Origin of the sequence: Pseudoalteromonas shioyasakiensis, assembly GCF_024518675.1 — a bacterium.
Lineage (GTDB): Bacteria > Pseudomonadota > Gammaproteobacteria > Enterobacterales > Alteromonadaceae > Pseudoalteromonas > Pseudoalteromonas shioyasakiensis_B.
On record NZ_JANIGL010000003.1, the window covers coordinates 18,468 to 37,208 of the forward strand.

Here is an 18,741-nt window from a genome sequence, read left to right on the forward strand (position 1 = left end):
ATGACTCAAGTGTAATATCACTATGCTAATTAATCTAGTCAATGACCATCAGTGAACGATACTCATCATAAGCAAACTGATCTGTCATACCACTAATGTAATCTTGAATAAGCCGACAACGATAATAAAATTCATAAGCAGCAAAGTGATCAGGTTCATCGGTTAAATGATCGATCGCTTTTTGGTAGCTATTTATGTGCTTTTTAGATAGTTTCTTGATTAATCTGGATTCAATTAAAAATCCTGTATCACCTTTTAATACTCGTTTAAACGCATCACTATTGAGCGCCAGTAATGGCTTATAACAATCCAGTAAGCCACTTATTATGCGATATCCTTGTAACTCTAATTTGCCGACTTCTTGATGACAAAATACATGCTCTAAGGCGACTTGTTTTAAAGTTTTAGTCACTGCATGCAAATAACTTTTATCTTCTAGAAGAGCTTGATTAAAATCACCATGGTAAATTGCATCAATATGTTCAATAAAGCGTTTAGCCGCATGATTAACTAACGGATGCATTAACGACACGCGTAGATAAATAAAGAATTCACTATTGAAATTATAAGGTTGTTCACTTGCCTTGTTATAAGCATAATCAATAGCCTTTTCTGCAAAGTCTAGATGCTCAGTATCATCGATAGTGAGATTTATCAAAGTACGGGTATATTGATACTTTAGTTTTTCACATAATGATTCGACACTGATAATCCCTTTTTCAACCGCATCTTCAATATCTGCCAAACAGTAAGAAATATCATCAGCTGCTTCCATGATATAGCTGACGGGGTGACGACAATATTGCTTTATCTCTAACTCATTTTGTAATGCTTCAATAAACGGCTTTTCACTAAAATAATAACCAACCTTTTTCATTAAATAGTTTTTATCTTTTGGGCTATCACTCTTTGCCATACTAGCAGGGCGCGTGTATTTTAATATTCCTGCCGTTTGGCTATAGGTTAAGTTAAGTGACAATAATGAATGTACAATTCGAATCCCTTGAGCGTTCCCCTCAAAGTTTTGAATATCATCGCGCAGATGTTTAAAAATAACACTAATTCCGGTGTTGGCAGTTTTGCAGCGCTCTGGTGTAATGCTTTCAAGGTGGGTTTGAAACCATTGGTTAATTGCCGCTTCACCAAAGTGGCCAAACGGTGGATTACCAATATCGTGCATTAAACACGCCATTTCAACCAAGCTCTCTAGTGGCCGTTCTAAATCGAGTAAGCCATAGTTTCGCTGCTCTGCTTTCGTTAAATAATGAAAAATACGCTGTACGATAAAGCGTCCCACTTGCTGCACTTCAAGCGAGTGAGTAAGTCTTGAGCGCACAGCTGCATTGCGTTCTAACGGGAATACTTGGGTTTTTTGCTGTAATCGACGAATTGCCGCACTATTAATTATTCGGCCTCGATCACTTTCCAGTGCCGTGTGCAAATTAGCAGTCGAACGCAGTTCACGCGCAGGCGTTATTTTTTTTCGAAAGTCGATCATAGCAGCTCCTTTTATTACTTAGTTTTAATCTAACAGCTTGTTTAGAAAAAGAGAATTTAATATTTTCCCCATTATTAGGTCTTATTTTTGCAACAGATGCGTATTACACTAGTAAAACACACGGTTTAAATTTAAGTAATTGATGATGAAGTTTTTTATATATTTATTGTTAGCTGTCAGCTGTATAAGTAAAGCTAACGCCTCAGAACCATCGCAGAACACTGTGGTGCTCATTTCCCTTGATGGTTTTCGTTGGGATTACATTGAAAAGCATGGTGCTAAAAACATTGCTAAAATAGCGCAGCAGGGAGTACGAGGCCTTAAAATGCGCCCAGTGTATCCCACTAAAACCTTCCCAAATCATTTATCAATAATTACTGGGCTGCTGCCTATCAACCATGGGGTTGTAGATAACCGTTTTTGCGACAGCGAACGTAATGAATGCTATAGCATGGGTAAGGGCAAAGACGACAGCACTTGGTTTAACGGCATTCCATTATGGAATTTAGCCTCAATGCAGGGCTTAAAGTCAGCCACCTATTTTTGGCCAGAATCAGATGCGCGCTTTAATGGTATGCTACCCGATTATTATTACCATTATTCAAAACATAGCGACTATCAAAATCGAGTTGACCAAATAGTGCAATGGTTAACACTGCCTAAAGCACAGCGACCTCGCTTGGTGATCAGCTATTTTTCATTAGTTGATAGTATGGGACACGAATTTGGCCCTGATGCAAAGCAAACCCAAGCGGCGGTACATCAACTTGATGAATTAATTGGCCAATTACATTCACGTATCAATGCGCTATCGCTTAATGCTAATTTAGTTTTAGTTTCTGATCACGGTATGAGTAAAGTTGACCCAGAACAAAGCATTCCTTTGAATAGCTTACCTGAAGATGACGCATTTATGGTTAAAAATACCGGCCCTCGGGTACTTATTTATGCCAATAATAAAACCACTCAAGGGCAAATAACAGCGTACAAAAAGCGCTTGGCTGAAGCTGCAAAAGGGCGTTATACCGTGCTGACTGATAGTCAACGGGATGAGTATCATTATCCAAGTAATGGCCGTACTGGCGACATTATTTTACAAACAACTGCGCCTAGGGCATTTTCTAATGAAGGCAAAGTGAACTACTTAGGGACTCATGGCTATGCATATAACGATGATATGGCAGCAACCTTTATAGCAAATGGGCCTGCATTTAAACAAAGCTTAGTGATTGATGAAGTTAATAACTTAGATGTTTACCCGCTCATTGCTAAAGTGTTGGGGATTAAAATACTCAGTCAAATTGACAGCGATGGTAAAACACTTCAACCAGCATTAAAATAAAAAGTCTGCTAAAAGTGATAATGGTTAGACCTTAGTCATAGTTTTAAAATTGTACCTAGCGAGAAAAAGAAAGCTTAGGTATAACTGGTTTAACCATTATATCAAGGCACGACATGCAAATCTCAGATCAAATACTTAGTCGAGTTACCGCCGGGTTGGTAGCTGTAATTATTGGCTTTACGAGCTCAATCGCACTGATTTATCAAGTTGTGATAGTGCTTGGTGGCACTGCTGACTTAGTTGCCAGTTGGGTACTCACGTTAGGCCTTGCAATGGGCGTGACCTCCATTGGGCTGTCTTATTATTATAAAATACCAATATTAATTGCTTGGTCGACTACAGGTGCTGCTTTGTTAATAACCAGCGCACAAGGTTATAGCTTAAATCAAGCGGTTGGTGCGTTTATGTTCAGCGCATTACTGGTGTTTATATCCGGTATCACAGGCTGGTTTGAAAAAGTAATGCAGCGCATTCCCAGTCAAATTGCCTGCGCAATGCTCGCTGGCGTGCTGGTCACTTTTGGCATCGATGTGTTTAATTTCATGGCCAAACAGCCACTGTTAATCGGTGTGATGGTGCTAATTTACTTGCTTAGCAAACGCTTAATGCCGCGTTTTACTATGTTAATGGTGCTCATGGCGGGGTTTATTATGGCGGGTGTAACAGGGCAAATAGATACCAGTAGCTGGCAATGGAAAATGAGCGAGTTTGCATTCATTGCGCCAGAATTTAACTTGCAAGCGATGATCAGCATAGGTATTCCGCTGTATATTGTCACCATGACCTCACAAAATTTACCTGGAATTGCAGTACTCAAAGCACATAATTACCCAGCGCCGGTTTCTGCGTCACTAAACGTGACTGGGTTTACAAATATTTTTATTGCGCCATTCGGTGGTTATGCGATTAATTTAGCAGCCATTACCGCAGCAATCTGTATGAGCAGTGAGGCAGATAAAGACTCAAGCAAACGCTATTGGGCAAGTATTGCCGGCGGGATTTTTTATATTTTGATGGCAATTGGCGCAGCAACACTAGTAGGTTTAGTTGCCAGTTTACCGCAGGCACTCATATTAGCACTGGCTGGGATTGCACTGTTTACTACGATTGCTTCAAGCTTACAACAAGCACTGTCAGACAGTTATTACACTGAGTCTGCCATGATCACTTTTTTAGTTACAGCGTCTGATCTCAGCTTGTTTTCTGTAGGCTCTGCCTTTTGGGGAATATTAGCCGGCGCTTTAACATTGTGGCTAATACCACGTAAATAAATATGCACTCTGTACGATCATGAAGCCAAGCCGCCTTACCTTAGTCAAACGCCATCATGCTAATCAAATGTATGGTGGCGGGTTACCTTAAAGCGATTAAGAATATGGTGCATAATATACACTGCACATAAACTTACCAAAATAGCCACCGACACTGACGAAAAACGATACAAAGCGCTATACACTAAGTCCTGCCCCGGCCCAAGTGACTGGCCAAATAAAATGCCAAAGGTAGTGATCACGCCAAATCCAACACCAGGCATTCCGCCAGCGACTATATGATACCGACTAAAGATAAAGGTTAAACTCCATAGTATTAACGCAGGAAACACTAAAATATCGGTGTAATTATATAAAAATAGTTGCGATATCAACGCCAAATTACAGCCAATAAGCGTACCAACTGCCCGTTGCCAACCTGCCATACCTGCTGCTTTCCAACATAACGGGAATAAAATTAAAATAAAGGCTGCCTGTGCTGAGATTGAATCTTGTAAGTCAAATATTTGAAAAATCACAAACGATAAGGTTGCCACACTTGAGCACAGCAATACTTCATGACGCACACTTTCTATCGCTTTATTTGGCCGCTCTCGAGCCGGGCGTGGAGCGACATCTGGAAACACAAAGTGCATTAATATAGCAGTCAATACAGTTGTCATCACCGCTAACCCATTACTAATAATGAGTGGATAGATACTCGTGCCACTTCCCACATAGCTGGCGAAATGCAGCTGAATAGATAAACCAACCACCCCCAGCGCACCAAACAAAAAGTTAGCTCCTCGGCTCATCTGATAAAATAAAAAAGCAAAGGCGAAAAAACTTAACAGGGTCATCACAACAGGCAAATGCGAAAACAACCCTTGCACCACTAAGACAAAAAATGCGCTAAACGCCGCACTAGCAAAAAACTGGCGAATAATATGGCCGTTTAAAATCGGCACTAAACCTAGTAACAACATAGGATAAACAGTAAAGAAAATGCCATTAGGCCAATTCATTAGTTTACATAAACTAAATCCAAGCGCGCTGCCGCCAGCAATACGCAGCGCTTGCCTCAAGCCATTTTTATCGAGAGAAGGTGCTGTCATACTGCCTTGCCTAATAAATAAAGTGAAGTAAACTAATTAACCGAATTTGCGCACTGGCGCACCACTGACCAAGGGTTGACTCTGGTAGAAGTTGAACTGTCGCTCGGGCACCACTGGGTAACTGGCTAAGCAGTTGTGGCTGTTTTAACTCGATATGAATACGCTGGCGCTGGGCATCTCTCACCCAACGATTACTACTTTCAGTACTGCTTAATAAGCCATTTGCGTTGATCTGACCATCACTCACCCCTGCTTCAAATGAACTAATAACACCCTCAAATACTTGACCTGGTAAAGCGTCAAACGTTACTTTTGCGACGCTTTTTAGCTTGAAATGGGTTAGTGATTTCTCTCTAAAGTCAGCAACTAAATCAGCTTTATTAGCGACAATAGCCAACATGGGCTGCCCTTTGTTAGCATAAGTACCGCGATTTACTTGCAAATTGGCCACTTTACCATCCACATCGGCACTGACTTGGCTATAAGACAAGTTTAACTTAGCTTGAGCAAGTAAGTTTTGCGCATGACGTAATGCAAGATTCTCATTACCAACTTGACCACGAGCAAGTTTTGCCTCTGTTAGCTGCGATTCGACTGCGGCAACATTCGCTTTACTTGATTGAAAATTAGCACTGATAGTTTCATATTCTTGTTCAGATATAGAGCGCTGTTTGAGTAACGACTCACTACGCTCAAATAACAACGCCTGCTCATGCAATTTCGCGTTTGCAGCCGCTAGTTGAGCCTCTATCGCTTTAACACTGCTATCAAGGCGCTGATTCTGTAACTGCGTATCAGCATACGCTAACTGCGCTTGTTCAACCGCTAATTCAAATGCAGTAGGTTCAATTAAAAACAACGTGTCACCTTGATTTACGGCTTGATTGTTATTCACTAAAACATCATTAACACGACCACTTACTTGGGGTGTAACTTGTATCACAGGGTGAAAAACACGTGCCTGAGGAGTAACAGGAAAATACATATCTGCAATTACAAAATAGGCAAAAAGGAAGATAAATCCAGCTAAGGAAATTTTGACATAACGGGCAAACTTTTGATCAGGTGTCATCGTTTATTTCTCTTGATTTAACAGTGTTAAACAACGTCGAGCATTCTCTTCCATTTGCACCAGACCATAAGCCATCACATCAAGTTGCTCGGTGCTTAACCCGGCGTATAACTGCTGTTTTATGTCAGTGATCAATACGGTTAGGGTGGTGAGTAGTTGCTTACCTTGATCAGTAAAATAAATTCGACGACTTCGTTTATCCTCAATATCGACACGACGAATAATGAGTTGTTGCTGTTCCAGTTGCTTAACGGTTCGAGTCAGAGAAGGCATTTCAATTCCTAGACTGTGGGCTAGCTGTTGTTGCGTAGCCCCATCAGGCAAATGATTAATGTGAATCATCGCGGTCCAACGTGACTGAGTTAACCCCAAAGGCTCAACCGCAGCAGTAATGGCCTCACGGCATAAGCGATGTACACGGCCCATATTACCGCATAATGTTAAATCTAAAGTTTCATGAAAAGGTTGTGACACAATCTCGGCCTCACTTAGTTAGCATGCTAACTAGTTTAACATTAGTTAGCAGGCTAAGTAAATATTTGCTTTATCTTGTTGTTTCACCCTAATAAGTAAATTACTTATTAGGGTCTTATATCAGAAGTTAAGTAAATTAGCTGGGGAGTATTGGTCGGTTAATACTTTGGTGTCTTTAGGCCAATCTTGATTGTCGTGGGTAGACTTCATACCTTGACTGATGGCTTTAATATCAATGTTATACGGAGATAATAACGGACTTAGTTGCTCAGCCCGCTTAGCCATTATTTGCTGTGAAGGGGCGTTCTTAAACCCCGCTAAAATGATGCGGTTACTGTTTTTTTCTGTCGTTACATTTATAAAATCACCAAACACAGCATGATAAGTTGCAGATTCGTGTTGATATAGCTTGCTAGATGAAAAGGTATTTGCAGCCACAATACCACCGGGCGCAAGCACACTTTTTATCTCTGTGAAAAACTCTTTCGTTAACAGGTGCTCGGGAATGTAATCACCATTAAACGCATCAAGAATAATCCAATCATATTGCGCTTTTTTAATCGCTGCCCGTTTTATAAAAATACGCCCATCTTGCACTTTTGCTGTGACGTTATCGGTTTCAATAAAATCAAAATAGTCTCTAGCAACTTTAATTACGGCGGGGTCTATTTCTACATTTTCAATAGCTGCATCGGGGTACAACTCATGTATTACGTTTGATAAAGTACCGCCTCCAAGGCCAATAATGAGCACGTTTTTCGGGTTTTCAATCATCAGTAAGCTAGCAAAAGTCAACTTAGTATAATTAAAAACCAACTCTTTCGGTTTGCTGATGTACATACAACTTTGACTGCTTTTACGTGTTTTTTCGTCGAACTTTAAACACCGTAAATCACCATTTTCTTCCACTAAGATATTGCGATAGAGTGAACGTTCCTTATGAATAATATCAGCCATTGTCGGCGCACTTGCGAATAAAGCTAAAACCGCAATTAGGTGAAAGTAATTACGCATAAACGGGTTCCTTCTTAGCGATTGAATCAACCACAATAGCTAATAAACCTAAGCACCCTATAAAACTCGCAAACCCGATAATAATGGTGTTTACATCGAACGCCAGCACCATGTAAAACGAAGTAATGATAGTACCTAGAGCGCTGCCCAATGTGCTTACAAAGTATAAGCCGCCAGCCACTTGCCCGCTATGTTCACTATCAGTGACTAATAAACGAACTGAGTAGGGCGATATCATGCCTAAAATAATGGTTGGAATAAAAAATAACGCGGTCGATGCTATCAGTGAGCCATAGCGACTATCCTCAATATGGCTAAAAATGAATGCCATAATCGGCTCAGCAAACAGCGCTATCGGTAGTACCATAACGCTTGCCACTAAAAAGATAAGACCATACTTAGTTAATGAAGGCTGCTTTATCGACAGCTTACCGCCAAGCAAGTAACCGAATGATAAACTGAGCATAAATACAGTGATAATACTGCCCCAAATATGCACGCTGCTGCCAAAAAACGGCGCTAAAATTCGCCCACCGAGTAACTCGATCCCCATGATGCTGAAGCCACTACTAAAGGCTAAAAGATAAATTAGTGCATTGGTTTTATTTAACATTCATTCTAATTCTTGTTGTTTAATGTTAGAGCCATCTTAACGTGATGTGCAGTAGTGTGCTAGAGGAAACGGTTGAATTTTATTCGGCTAAAAGTTAAGTTTTGCTGTAACTTTCCATGTATTTCTAAAACTGCTAGGCTTGCTACATTATAAATACAATCAAAAAACAAAATGATAAAACGGATTTTATTTCCTACACTGTTAATTTTCAGCCACAACTTACTAGCACAGCAAACAATTTACTCTCAGTCCACATGTGAGCAATTACAGCAAGCTCAACAAAATTTACAAAAACAGATAAATAGCAATGGCTCAGCACAAAACAAACAACAATTAATCGACAAAAAATCTGATTTAGCAGATACTTATACAAAATATTGCCGTTATTTTAACTCCAACCACTCCTCCTTTGCAGGACAAGAAAAATCACAGGCAGGTGAGTCAAACGACACCACATTACAGAAATTTAATCAACTACCTCCTCGCTGTACGCAACCAACTATTAACCAAGCTACGCAGCTGTGGTGTGATGAATTAAAAATAGAGCAACGGGCTTTGTTTGAAAGTCACAGCTCAGCTAATACCGCACCTGTAAATCAAATGCCTACGAAACAGAGGGCTGTTATTAATCAAGAAAAAAAACAGCTAATAGAGAAAGCTCCCGCTCAAAAAGTTAGCCAGACATCGTCGTATAGCTCTAGCACAGTGCAAACGGATACAACTAACGAGCCAGACACTACCAAGCTTCCTATATGGGTGTTTTTTGCCCTCACCGCAAGTGTTTTTTGCAGGTTTGCTATATTTTAAGCGCTTTAAATAACACTAAGCTTTATTAAGTAGCATGCAGATCTGCGACAACAACAAATTTCTATCGACAGGTTTTGGTACATAGCTATCGAAACCTATTCGTTTATAAAGTAATTGATCTTCACTGAGTGCATTGGCAGTAAGTGCAATTATGGGTATACCTGAATCAGCAGCTTTTATATTTTTACACGCTTCAATACCGTCCATTTTCGGCATTTGAATGTCCATTAAAATTAAATCAGGCGAAAGCGTTGTGAATAACTCAATAGCTTCTAAACCATTGTTTGCAATGTGAACCTGAGCATGTGCTTTAGTTACCATGGTTTTGACAACTAACTGGTTAATTGCATTATCTTCTGCCAACAAAATAACAGCATTGTTAAAGTTATACTGTAGTGGTTCAATCTCATGATTTTCATCAGTATTTTCAGTCCGTTCTAATGGTAATTGAATGGTAAACAATGATCCTTGATTGAGTTGGCTTTCAACACTAATTGAGCCACCCATTAGTTCAACTAACGATTTTGTGATAGATAAACCTAGACCTGTACCACCAAATTTACGCGTAGTAGACTTATCACCTTGCTCAAACCGAGAAAACAACTTACTGACTGACTCTTCTGTCATGCCAATACCGGAATCTTTAACAGTGACAATTATTCCTTGATTAGCTTGGTCTTGTGTTAAGTGCACAGCTATATTTCCAACTTCGGTAAATTTAATCGCATTGGATAAAATGTTCAGTAGTATCTGGCGGATCCTAACCTCATCTCCTAACCAGTAATGATCTACAAGGCTCGATGATATATCCAGAGCAATGCCTTTATTAACCGCTAATACTGAAAACTCTGAGCGTAAATGTTCAATTACTTTTGCTATATTAAAGGGGCGATTTTCAAGGGTTAGTCTTCCTGCTTCAATTTTGGAAAAGTCTAAAATATCATTAATAATGGTGTTTAAGCCCTTCATTGAGTAAATCGCTTTCTCAAGTAAGTTGCTACCGCTGTCGGTATGCGGCTCATCCTTTAAAAGCTGTAACGTGCCATATAAGCCATTCAAAGGAGTTCTTATTTCATGACTCATATTTGCTAAAAAAGCTGATTTAGCATGGCTCGCCATTTCTGCTTCTTCTTTGGCTTCTGACAACGCCTGTTCATGTTCTATTTGCTCGGTAAGGTCATAAGCAATACCTAAAAAGCCATCCATGTCATCATCAACTTCACCAAGCCCTGTGATTGATAAGCGCATAGGAATATGGCGCTGATCTTTAGTGACATAAGTCCAGCGATGTGTATCGATTTCACCCAATCTTGCCTTTGCCGCAAAGCACTCTAAACCTGGCTTTATATTTTGTTGTAACTCGTCACTGAGCTCACACGCACGAGTCACTAACTCTTCTTTTACATGAAAAATTAATGGACTGTGTTTACCTATTAGTTCTTCTTTTTTATAGCCGAGCAATCGCTCTGCCGCTGGGTTAAATAAAGTAATAATGCCATTATTATCAATCGCCACGATTGGGTAGCCAGCAGCATTAACAATACTGCGTTGTAATCGGCTAAACTTGATGGTCTCTTGCGTTCGTAGCTTTACTTCTTGTTCAAGTTTTACATTTAACTCCTTGAGATGCTGCGTTTTTTCGATTTCAGCTAGACGCGTTTGCCTCTCATGCTCTTGACGACGAATAATAATGCTCAAAAGGTTAAATAAGGCAATGGCAAGTAGCAGCGAAATAACCGAGCTAATTACTAACACTGTACTTGGGCTCAATAAATTGAGTGAATTGGCAAACTCATCCGTTGATTCTATGTGTACCAGCCAGCGGCGGCCAAACAACATGACAGGTTGCTCAGCAGATTCAATATAAGCAGTTGCTTTGCTATTTTTAGCGAGGTAAAAAGGCGCTGCTTGTGGATCTTCTGTAATGTCACTAATAGTTAAAGTTAAATCACTTTTGAGTGATGCTAAAGAGTCTATGATTTCATTAATGAGCAATGGGGAGTATGTCCAGCCAACCAGTTGCTTAAGTCTTTGCTCTGGTGTTTTAGGGGCGATAGCGGTTTTATAATACGGTGCAAGAATTAAAAAACCATACTTCACTTGGTTATCTGCTTGTACTAACGTTATTGGTGCTGTCAGATGGGGTTTATTTGTTTTAGCTGCAGCTAACGCAGCCTTTCTTCTATTGTGTTCTGAGCCAATGTCTAAACCAACCGCCTGTTTATTCAGCGACTCTGGCTCAATATATTGAATAATAAAACGACTATCATTATGTTCGTTCAATTTTCTAATAGCAAAATCACGTTTTCGGTCGCGTATTGCACTTGCAATAAACTGCGCCTCTTGCTCAACCTCAACATAGCGAATAACTCCCAACCCACGGGCTCCAGGAAAGGCTTCTTTCAAGTCTTGGCTTTGGGTATAGCGTAACATCGCTATATAGTTAAATTCATTTTTTGGTTGTGAGTTTATCGCCGACTTAAGTCCTAATATGCCATAAGAATACAGTGTTACTCTTTCATTAAGAACATCGATAACCTGCAATAGCCTATCATCAAGCGCATGCTCAACATGCTGTTCATATGACTCTGCTTGCTGGATATAAATAAAACCATTAACAACAACACCAAACAGTAATAAGAAAATACTCGGTATCAATAAAGACTTAGCTATTTTTATCAAAGTTTCCTACCAAAAAAAGATACCAAAAAAAGAACGTAGAAACCGCTTAATTATGGGGTAATTAAATACGACTCTACAAAGGTAAAGTTTTGATTATAGTCAAAGAAAAAAATCCAACCTAGTTTTTCCCAAAATAGTGCATATTTAGGTGTTTTTATTTTTAAACACTCAAGTTTTTAAAATTATGTTATATTTTATTAATTACCTTTTCGCCTTTTATTTAAGGAAGCAAATTGTTGAAAAAGTATATTCCATTGCTACTTATAGCAGCTATTAGCTCACCAAGCCTTGCTGATGTCACACGAGTAAAATCGAGCATTAACCGCACAGAAACTCCCAGTAAAGTGCAAGAAAACCTAGTATTACCGTATTTTTTTAGCTCTGAAACGATGGGCTTAAATTTAGGGGTAGGGGGCATGCTAAAGGGTTGGCATCAAGATCAAATGAGCCTAGGTGCAACTGCATTTAAAGGTGATATTAGCCATGGTTTTTGGGCCGGGGTGTTTAATTATCGCATTAACGATAGCGAGCGCTGGTATTTAAGTGCAAATGGATTATTTGCATACTTTCCTGATCAACGCGCTTACTCTGGAGGACGTGTCCCCATTGCTCCAGATGAAATAATGCCCGGTAGTAATGAGTCATCGAATGAACAATATTTAGAAGCCGATGGCGACTCAAACTGGGTTGATATGAAGCTAGAATATGCCCTCCCATTTGGCGCAACAAAAAATAAAGGCCTTATCGACTATACGCTTAAAAATGGCATCTTGGTCTCAGAACCTTCAGGTGGCCATGAATGGAATCCACTCACTTCTGGAGCCATGGTGGCAACGACGCGATACTTTAGTCGGTTTCAAAGTTTCGAGTATGAAACAGAGCAAATCAGTGGCGATATGTCTGCGTTAGAGTTTGGTTTGCTATACGATAATACTGATTTTGCGACTAACCCAAGTTTTGGTAGTCGCCAATACATCTCTTATTCGGTGTCTTCACCTTGGGGGGATGATGACTATGATTGGGATTTATGGCAATTTAGCGCCAGTAAATTTTTCTCCTTCGGGGAAACTGAATATGCCCACCAACGGGTATTAGCGTTAAACTTTTGGACAGCATACTCTCCCAGCTGGCAACTAGTCACTAACCCAGATGGCACACGGCAAATTACCGACGCCGCTCCTTACAATGAAGGTGCTAACCTTGGTGGGTTTAAGCGCATGAAAGGCTATGATTTTTATCGTTTCCACGACAAAGCTGCTATCTATACCACCGCAGAGTATCGTCACACTTTAAAATATAACCCTATTGAAGACGTACAATGGCTTAAGTTTTTAAAGCTAGACTGGTTCCAGCTAGTAGCGTTTGCAGAAGCTGGTAGAGTGGCTCCTGAATATCACTTAAGCACATTAACTGATGATATTAAATTTGACTATGGTGTAGGGCTCAGAGCCATGTTGGCTGGGCTTGTGGTGCGAACTGATTTAGCGGTATCTGATGAAGGCACCAATATGTGGGTAATGGTTGACCAACCATTTTAAATTGAGGGGCTGATAAACTTAGGCCCCTTAATTCACTATTTTATTCAGTTGTTTTTCTAAGGTACTTAAATTAAACGGCTTCACAATAAAACCCGACACTTTAGCCGCTATTATCTCTTTAATTGGTTCTTTGTTATCTTCGCAAGTGACCATCAAAACAGGTATTTCACTTAATATTTCATCATTACGAATACGGTTAAGTAAGGTTTTACCGTCCATTTTAGGCATGTGCAAATCTGTTATCACTAAATCAAAATGCTGTTGTTGCATTAGAGTGAATGCCTGAACGCCATTAGATGCCTCGGTGATATCATTTAGATTTAGCTTACGCAGCATATTAACCAGTACGTTTCGCATCAAGGGCATATCGTCAACTACAAGTATTTTCATTAAGTTAGCTAAGCAAAAAGAAGATAACCTTAGGTTAGCTACTTTCTAAACAATTAGCTACTAATTGGCTCAATCGCGCTATTTTAATATTACTTAATTGACGATAATCAAAATAAGGGCAGACAATAAGTTTATTGGCTTTATCTACTGCAAACTCATCGTCTAGCCAATCTAGTTGAGCTGTTAACATAGCTTGATTAATTAAGTTTTTCGCATGGGTGCGCCCTGCAATAATATGCAACGTATCACCTTTAGTTAGCTCTGGCGGGCTAAATAATAGGGCAGTTTTACTCGAGTGTTGAAGCAAATACTGATCGCGATACTGCTGCCAAGTGGCGGTTAGCTTTGCAAAACTGTAATGCTCACTTGGTAATGCAAATAGTACCTTTGCATACACGTTAAACACTTTGCGCCAATCATTGCCACACGCTTGGTTAATAGTATTGATATGCTCACAAGTTAACGGAGTCAAAGTGGTCATATTGCTATACTCTGGCATCGGAGGTGGCTTAGCCATATACACTGCGATGCTAAAATTTTGATCACCAAATCCAATGTTATATAAATCGGTCATTTCTTTTGCGCTAAAATACGGTCTAAATTATTAGCAAAGTTTTGCCTGTCACTTTGACTAAGTGGAGGTGGCCCGCCATTCATTTCGACACCACTTGAGCGCATCGTATCCATAAAATCACGGACATTAAGTAATGAACGAATATTCTCTGCGGTGTATAACTCACCGCGAGGGTTAAGCGCTTGCGCGCCGTTATCAATCACTTCTGATGCCAAAGGAATATCACCGGTGATCACCAAATCATTTGCAGCAACTCGTTTTACTATTTCATCGTCAGCCACATCAAATCCTGAGGAAACTTGAACACGACTAATATATTTTGATGGCGGCACTCGCATCGCATGATTCGCTACTAAAATAGTGTCGGTTTGCGTGCGCTCTGCAGCACGAAATAAAATTTCCTTTATCACAACCGGACAGGCATCGGCATCTACCCATATCTTCATTTAATTATGCACTTGTTGGTAAAAATGTGATCCTATCGTACACCTAAACTAACAGCCAGAACTAAGTGAACTTTTTGCAAATAGGTTACGTATAATCTATTTTTACAAACAAACACGGTAAACCTCTATGCTTAAATCTTTCATTCTCAGTCTAGTTTTATTCTGTACAGTGTTGATTTCTGGCTGTACAGGCCTGCCGCAAAATATCACACCCGTAGATAACTTTTCGCTAGAACGCTACCAAGGGAAATGGTACGAAATTGCTCGATTAGACCACTCATTTGAACAAGGTCTAAGCAATGTTACTGCACACTATACATTAAATGAAGATGGATCTGTCACAGTACAGAATCAAGGCTTTAATGATGCTGAGCAACAATGGAGTAAAGCACAAGGAAAAGCAAAATTTGTAGAAAATGCCGATATCGGCCACTTGAAAGTATCTTTTTTTGGCCCCTTTTACAGCTCCTATGTAGTTTTTAAAATGGACAAGCAATACTATCAATATGCATATGTAGCTGGTTATAACACTGACTATTTATGGCTTTTATCTCGGACACCGAGTGTTTCTCAAGCACGAAAAGATGATTTTATAAAGACAGTTAAACAGCGTGGTTTTGATGCAACATCTTTAATTTGGGTAGAGCAAAATACCCAACCGTAAAGCCCCTTTACAAAATTGCAGGCTGTATTAAAAGGGTAATATCAAAGTAATAAATATGACATGGATTCAGGTTAATATTTACGCCATAGAGTAACTAGTTTCTGTCTTACTCTATGTGTTGACATGAGTATCCCCACTATTTATACCCAGATTTTGGATATAACGGCAAGCCAGATTGGCTTGCCTTTTTTATTTCTGCGCGGTGAGATTTATCGCAGATCAGATTTTTACCAACGTATACTAATAAATGGCAAAAAATAAGCCACTAAATAGAATAACGCTTATATTGATGACACTCATAGCCTTTACCCAAGAGGTTTTAAAACTATAAAAAATCATTAAAATTAAAACACTTAGCGCCATGTAACCACAAAAAAGTAATGCCCCATAGCCTTTATACTCAACCACACTCAATACTAAACTTAGTAAAATACTGATCCAAGCAACCACTACAAACTGATTACTTTGCGTTTGTGTTGGTCTAACTTTAAATACATCACGATAGTGATTAAATTTTGCTAATGCAAAACAATTAAATGCGAATAAACACAGGCTAAATTGCAGTATTTCACTCATGTATTTTGCTCCCTTAAATTACTTTTTCCAGCTCGATTAGCGCGAAAAGGGGCTGTTGGGGCATGTAGTTGAGTACGTAATTTTTTGGCTTGAACAATAAATAACACTGCACTTATTAGGCACATTAAGTCAAAACTAAACAGCGCCCATTGGCTGTTTAATACGTAGCTAATCAGGTTACCATTTGTTGTTAGTGCATTAACCAGTGAAATGCTAATACAAGCAATACAATTGACCCACGCAAGCATAATCCATTGCTGTTTTGCACGTTTAAACAAAGCAAACAAGGCAACGGCTAGCCAAGTCACAAAAAACACCAGTATTTCTTTATCAGCACGTTCTGCGGTGGTTATCGGTAATAACCTATTTGCAATAAAAAATGCGCTGGTCGCAACAGGCAACCCCATTAATGTGGCTAGGTTTAAGCCTTCTACTAGCTTTAAGCCAAATGATGGAACCTGGTCTTTCTTCATCCGCTCACGAATACGTTTAGCCCACATAATGCAACCCGTTGCTATCATGACACAGCCCGCAACTCCACATAGAAAATATAACCAACGCAGCAGAGGATTAGCCAAACGCCCCGTATGTAAAGCCGTTAAAGAGTCATAAAAGACCTCAGTGGCAGAAAGTTCATCGCGTGTTTTAGCCATTAAACTGCCATCCACACCATTAAAAAGGAGAGTGGGGGTTTGATCACGCACCTGCGTTCCTGTCGCAGCACGAACCGTGATAGTGGCAGACGCAGTATTAGGATCGCGAATAGCAAATTGCGTTATATCGGCATTAGGCCAGTTAGTATAAACTTGATCTAAAACCGTCTCTACTGCAACTAATGGGGCACTTTCGGCACTTGACTGAGTGCGTACATTGGTTGGCAGCACATCATTAAATAGCCCTCTTACCCCGTTGTCATAAGCAGTCATTGCCGGATAAGGAAAAAGCATAAATATTAATGTTATCAAACCTGTATAGGTTATCATTATATGAAAAGGTAGAGCTAAAACTGACGATACGTTATGACCATCAAGCCAACTTCGGCTGCCTTTGTTTTTTCTAAAACTAAACATATCTTTAAAAATACGTTTATGAATCACAACCCCAGATATCAGTGCCACCAACATAAATAAACTTGCAAAACACACTATCCAGCGCGCTGTGCGTACATCAATATAGTGCAGATCAAAATGCAGCCGGTAAAAAAAGTTACCGCCTTTGGTTTCTCTAGGCTGCTGTATCGGCGCACCTGTTTCTGGATTAATATAGTAATCGTTCCAACCACCAAAACGCTTCCCTTCAGGGCGGGGTTTTTCATACGCATATATCAGCCAAGGTTCGCGCTCGCTCGGCAGGTAAATTCCCCAACGATTTGACTCTGGCGCTACCGTTTTTAAGTATTCAACTCCCGCTATTATTTGTTGATGCTGAAGCCCGATACGCTCTTGCGGCACGTGAGCGTCATGTAACGCAGGTTTGCTCCAAAGTGTTATCTCATCACGGAAAAAACTAACCGTTCCGGCAAAAAAGATTAAATACAGTAACCAGCATACCAGTAGGCCAACCCAAGTATGCATCCATGTCATGGAGCGAAAAAAACTATCTTTCATAACCAACCCTTTAATAAGGCAATGCTCAACCCGCATGCTGATGATGTTAGTAAAATTGTGATCCAAATAGTTTTTAAAGACTTAACAGCAAATACCCAAATAAAAACACAGCTATAAATAAAAATAGTCAGGCTGATACTTAAAAGTACGGCGTCTGATTTTTTTAGTGGTAAAGTTATACTCATTAAAGCAGTAAATACGCTGGTAAAAAGGTAACCCCCTACAATGGCCGCAAAAAACCGAGAAACAACAGCAAGCTGATATGCATATGATTGATAGTATTGACTAATTTTAGCAACCAACATAAGTAATTGGCTGTTTTTTTGTGATTGGGCATGCATAAATAATCCCTTAAAACCCATAATGGGAAACGAATAAAAAGGGTATTATATATTTTGGGTTCAGAAAAGATAGTGATTCGTATTTAACTTCACGATAATTCGACTTAATAAACTTCATAGATCATATTTTTACTAAGTAAAAATATGATCTAATCAAAAAAACTTAGTAGGCACCTTCACTATAAATAAGCTCATAACTATGGCTGTAAATCTCTAAAATATTACCAAATGGGTCTTCCATGTAGATCATACGATATGGCTTTTCACCTGGGTAATAGTAACGCGGCTCGGCCATACGCTTTTTACCGCCAGCGGCAACAATGCGTTCAGCAAGCTCTTCAACATTAGGGTCTTGCACACAAAAGTGAAAAATACCTGTTTTCCAGTATTCAAAGTTATCTTCTGGGTTTTCTTGGTTTTTGAATTCAAATAACTCAACGCCAATACGATCGCCTGTCGATAAATGTGCGATACGAAATTTCTCCCAGTTTGCACCAAATACATCAGTACACATTTCACCAATAGCGCTATCGTCTTCAACTATTTCAGTTGGCTTCATAATTAAATACCAACCTAAAACTTGAGTATAAAACTCAACCGCTTTTTCAAGATCTGGTACCGAAATACCAATATGTGAAAAATTACGTGGATAAACATTACTCATAAACTGTGCTCCTGTTGCATATAAAATACGAGAAAGGCCACTTTACGAACAATCAACCATTAAGTAAAATTATC

Annotated in this window: 19 protein-coding genes; 5 read left to right on the forward strand and 14 right to left on the reverse strand. The window is 39.5% G+C overall.

Annotated elements, in window-relative coordinates:
• Window positions 1–34: 34 nt before the first annotated feature.
• Window positions 35–1,498 carry a dGTPase gene (dgt, locus tag NQT69_RS09585; RefSeq protein ID WP_256827458.1) on the reverse strand — a complete coding sequence of 488 codons (1,464 nt, stop codon included), beginning with the start codon at window positions 1,496–1,498 and terminating at the stop codon, window positions 35–37.
• A 145-nt stretch (window positions 1,499–1,643) separates the two neighbouring features.
• Here dgt and NQT69_RS09590 point away from each other — a divergent pair, with 145 nt between their 5' ends.
• Together NQT69_RS09590 and NQT69_RS09595 are read left to right on the forward strand one after the other, a co-directional pair.
• Window positions 1,644–2,840, forward strand: coding sequence for an alkaline phosphatase family protein (locus tag NQT69_RS09590; protein ID WP_256828051.1), 1,197 nt, complete (start codon window positions 1,644–1,646; stop codon window positions 2,838–2,840).
• Window positions 2,841–2,953: 113 nt separating this feature from the next.
• On the forward strand, window positions 2,954–4,111 hold the full coding sequence (locus tag NQT69_RS09595) for a benzoate/H(+) symporter BenE family transporter (RefSeq protein ID WP_256827459.1): 1,158 nt from the start codon (window positions 2,954–2,956) through the stop codon (window positions 4,109–4,111).
• 59 nt (window positions 4,112–4,170) lie between these two features.
• On the opposite strand, the gene NQT69_RS09600 is transcribed toward NQT69_RS09595, so the two are convergent.
• From NQT69_RS09600 to NQT69_RS09620, 5 genes are all read right to left on the reverse strand, one after another.
• Window positions 4,171–5,205 (reverse strand): DUF2955 domain-containing protein, encoded by a 1,035-nt coding sequence (locus NQT69_RS09600; protein ID WP_256827460.1) that lies wholly within the window; start codon window positions 5,203–5,205, stop codon window positions 4,171–4,173.
• Between the two features lie 10 nt (window positions 5,206–5,215).
• Entirely contained in the window at window positions 5,216–6,277 is a 1,062-nt protein-coding gene (locus tag NQT69_RS09605; RefSeq protein ID WP_256827461.1) for an HlyD family secretion protein, read from the reverse strand.
• Window positions 6,278–6,280: 3 nt separating this feature from the next.
• Window positions 6,281–6,703 carry a MarR family transcriptional regulator gene (locus tag NQT69_RS09610; RefSeq protein WP_256828052.1) on the reverse strand — a complete coding sequence of 141 codons (423 nt, stop codon included), beginning with the start codon at window positions 6,701–6,703 and terminating at the stop codon, window positions 6,281–6,283.
• Window positions 6,704–6,871: 168 nt separating this feature from the next.
• Complete coding sequence (locus tag NQT69_RS09615; RefSeq protein WP_372823167.1) at window positions 6,872–7,708, reverse strand: spermidine synthase; 837 nt, start codon at window positions 7,706–7,708, stop codon at window positions 6,872–6,874.
• A gap of 49 nt (window positions 7,709–7,757) precedes the next feature.
• Window positions 7,758–8,378 carry a fused MFS/spermidine synthase gene (locus tag NQT69_RS09620; RefSeq protein WP_256827463.1) on the reverse strand — a complete coding sequence of 207 codons (621 nt, stop codon included), beginning with the start codon at window positions 8,376–8,378 and terminating at the stop codon, window positions 7,758–7,760.
• A gap of 171 nt (window positions 8,379–8,549) precedes the next feature.
• On the opposite strand from NQT69_RS09620, the gene NQT69_RS09625 reads away from it, so the two are divergent.
• Entirely contained in the window at window positions 8,550–9,185 is a 636-nt protein-coding gene (locus tag NQT69_RS09625; protein WP_256827464.1) for a hypothetical protein, read from the forward strand.
• Window positions 9,186–9,200: 15 nt separating this feature from the next.
• Here the strand turns inward: NQT69_RS09625 and NQT69_RS09630 are convergent, their stop codons facing one another.
• Window positions 9,201–11,867, reverse strand: a complete 2,667-nt coding sequence (locus NQT69_RS09630) for a CHASE domain-containing protein (RefSeq protein WP_256827465.1) — start codon at window positions 11,865–11,867, stop codon at window positions 9,201–9,203.
• Between the two features lie 236 nt (window positions 11,868–12,103).
• Here NQT69_RS09630 and NQT69_RS09635 point away from each other — a divergent pair, with 236 nt between their 5' ends.
• Entirely contained in the window at window positions 12,104–13,405 is a 1,302-nt protein-coding gene (locus NQT69_RS09635) for a BamA/TamA family outer membrane protein (protein WP_256827466.1), read from the forward strand.
• Window positions 13,406–13,432: 27 nt separating this feature from the next.
• On the opposite strand, the gene NQT69_RS09640 is transcribed toward NQT69_RS09635, so the two are convergent.
• From NQT69_RS09640 to NQT69_RS09650, 3 genes are read right to left on the reverse strand one after another with little or no spacing between them, the layout of a single operon-like run.
• Complete coding sequence (locus NQT69_RS09640; protein ID WP_256827467.1) at window positions 13,433–13,795, reverse strand: response regulator; 363 nt, start codon at window positions 13,793–13,795, stop codon at window positions 13,433–13,435.
• Between the two features lie 34 nt (window positions 13,796–13,829).
• Complete coding sequence (locus tag NQT69_RS09645) at window positions 13,830–14,369, reverse strand: DUF6942 family protein (protein WP_256827468.1); 540 nt, start codon at window positions 14,367–14,369, stop codon at window positions 13,830–13,832.
• The gene (locus NQT69_RS09650) at window positions 14,366–14,815 is read right to left on the reverse strand and encodes a YaiI/YqxD family protein (protein ID WP_256827469.1); all 450 of its coding nucleotides are present in this window, start codon (window positions 14,813–14,815) and stop codon (window positions 14,366–14,368) included. Before NQT69_RS09650 ends, NQT69_RS09645 begins: the two co-directional genes overlap by 4 nt.
• Before the next feature lie 127 nt (window positions 14,816–14,942).
• Between NQT69_RS09650 and NQT69_RS09655 the strand changes: the two genes are divergently transcribed.
• Window positions 14,943–15,479, forward strand: coding sequence for a lipocalin family protein (locus NQT69_RS09655; protein WP_256827470.1), 537 nt, complete (start codon window positions 14,943–14,945; stop codon window positions 15,477–15,479).
• 240 nt (window positions 15,480–15,719) lie between these two features.
• On the opposite strand, the gene NQT69_RS09660 is transcribed toward NQT69_RS09655, so the two are convergent.
• From NQT69_RS09660 to NQT69_RS09675, 4 genes are all read right to left on the reverse strand, one after another.
• Complete coding sequence (locus tag NQT69_RS09660) at window positions 15,720–16,055, reverse strand: DUF3325 domain-containing protein (protein WP_256827471.1); 336 nt, start codon at window positions 16,053–16,055, stop codon at window positions 15,720–15,722.
• Window positions 16,052–17,662: a PepSY-associated TM helix domain-containing protein gene (locus tag NQT69_RS09665; RefSeq protein WP_256827472.1), complete on the reverse strand. Its 1,611-nt coding sequence runs from the start codon at window positions 17,660–17,662 to the stop codon at window positions 16,052–16,054. Before NQT69_RS09665 ends, NQT69_RS09660 begins: the two co-directional genes overlap by 4 nt.
• Window positions 17,659–18,003, reverse strand: coding sequence for a hypothetical protein (locus NQT69_RS09670; RefSeq protein WP_256827473.1), 345 nt, complete (start codon window positions 18,001–18,003; stop codon window positions 17,659–17,661). Before NQT69_RS09670 ends, NQT69_RS09665 begins: the two co-directional genes overlap by 4 nt.
• Window positions 18,004–18,166: 163 nt before the next feature.
• Window positions 18,167–18,667: a lactoylglutathione lyase family protein gene (locus tag NQT69_RS09675; RefSeq protein ID WP_256827474.1), complete on the reverse strand. Its 501-nt coding sequence runs from the start codon at window positions 18,665–18,667 to the stop codon at window positions 18,167–18,169.
• Window positions 18,668–18,741: the final 74 nt, after the last annotated feature.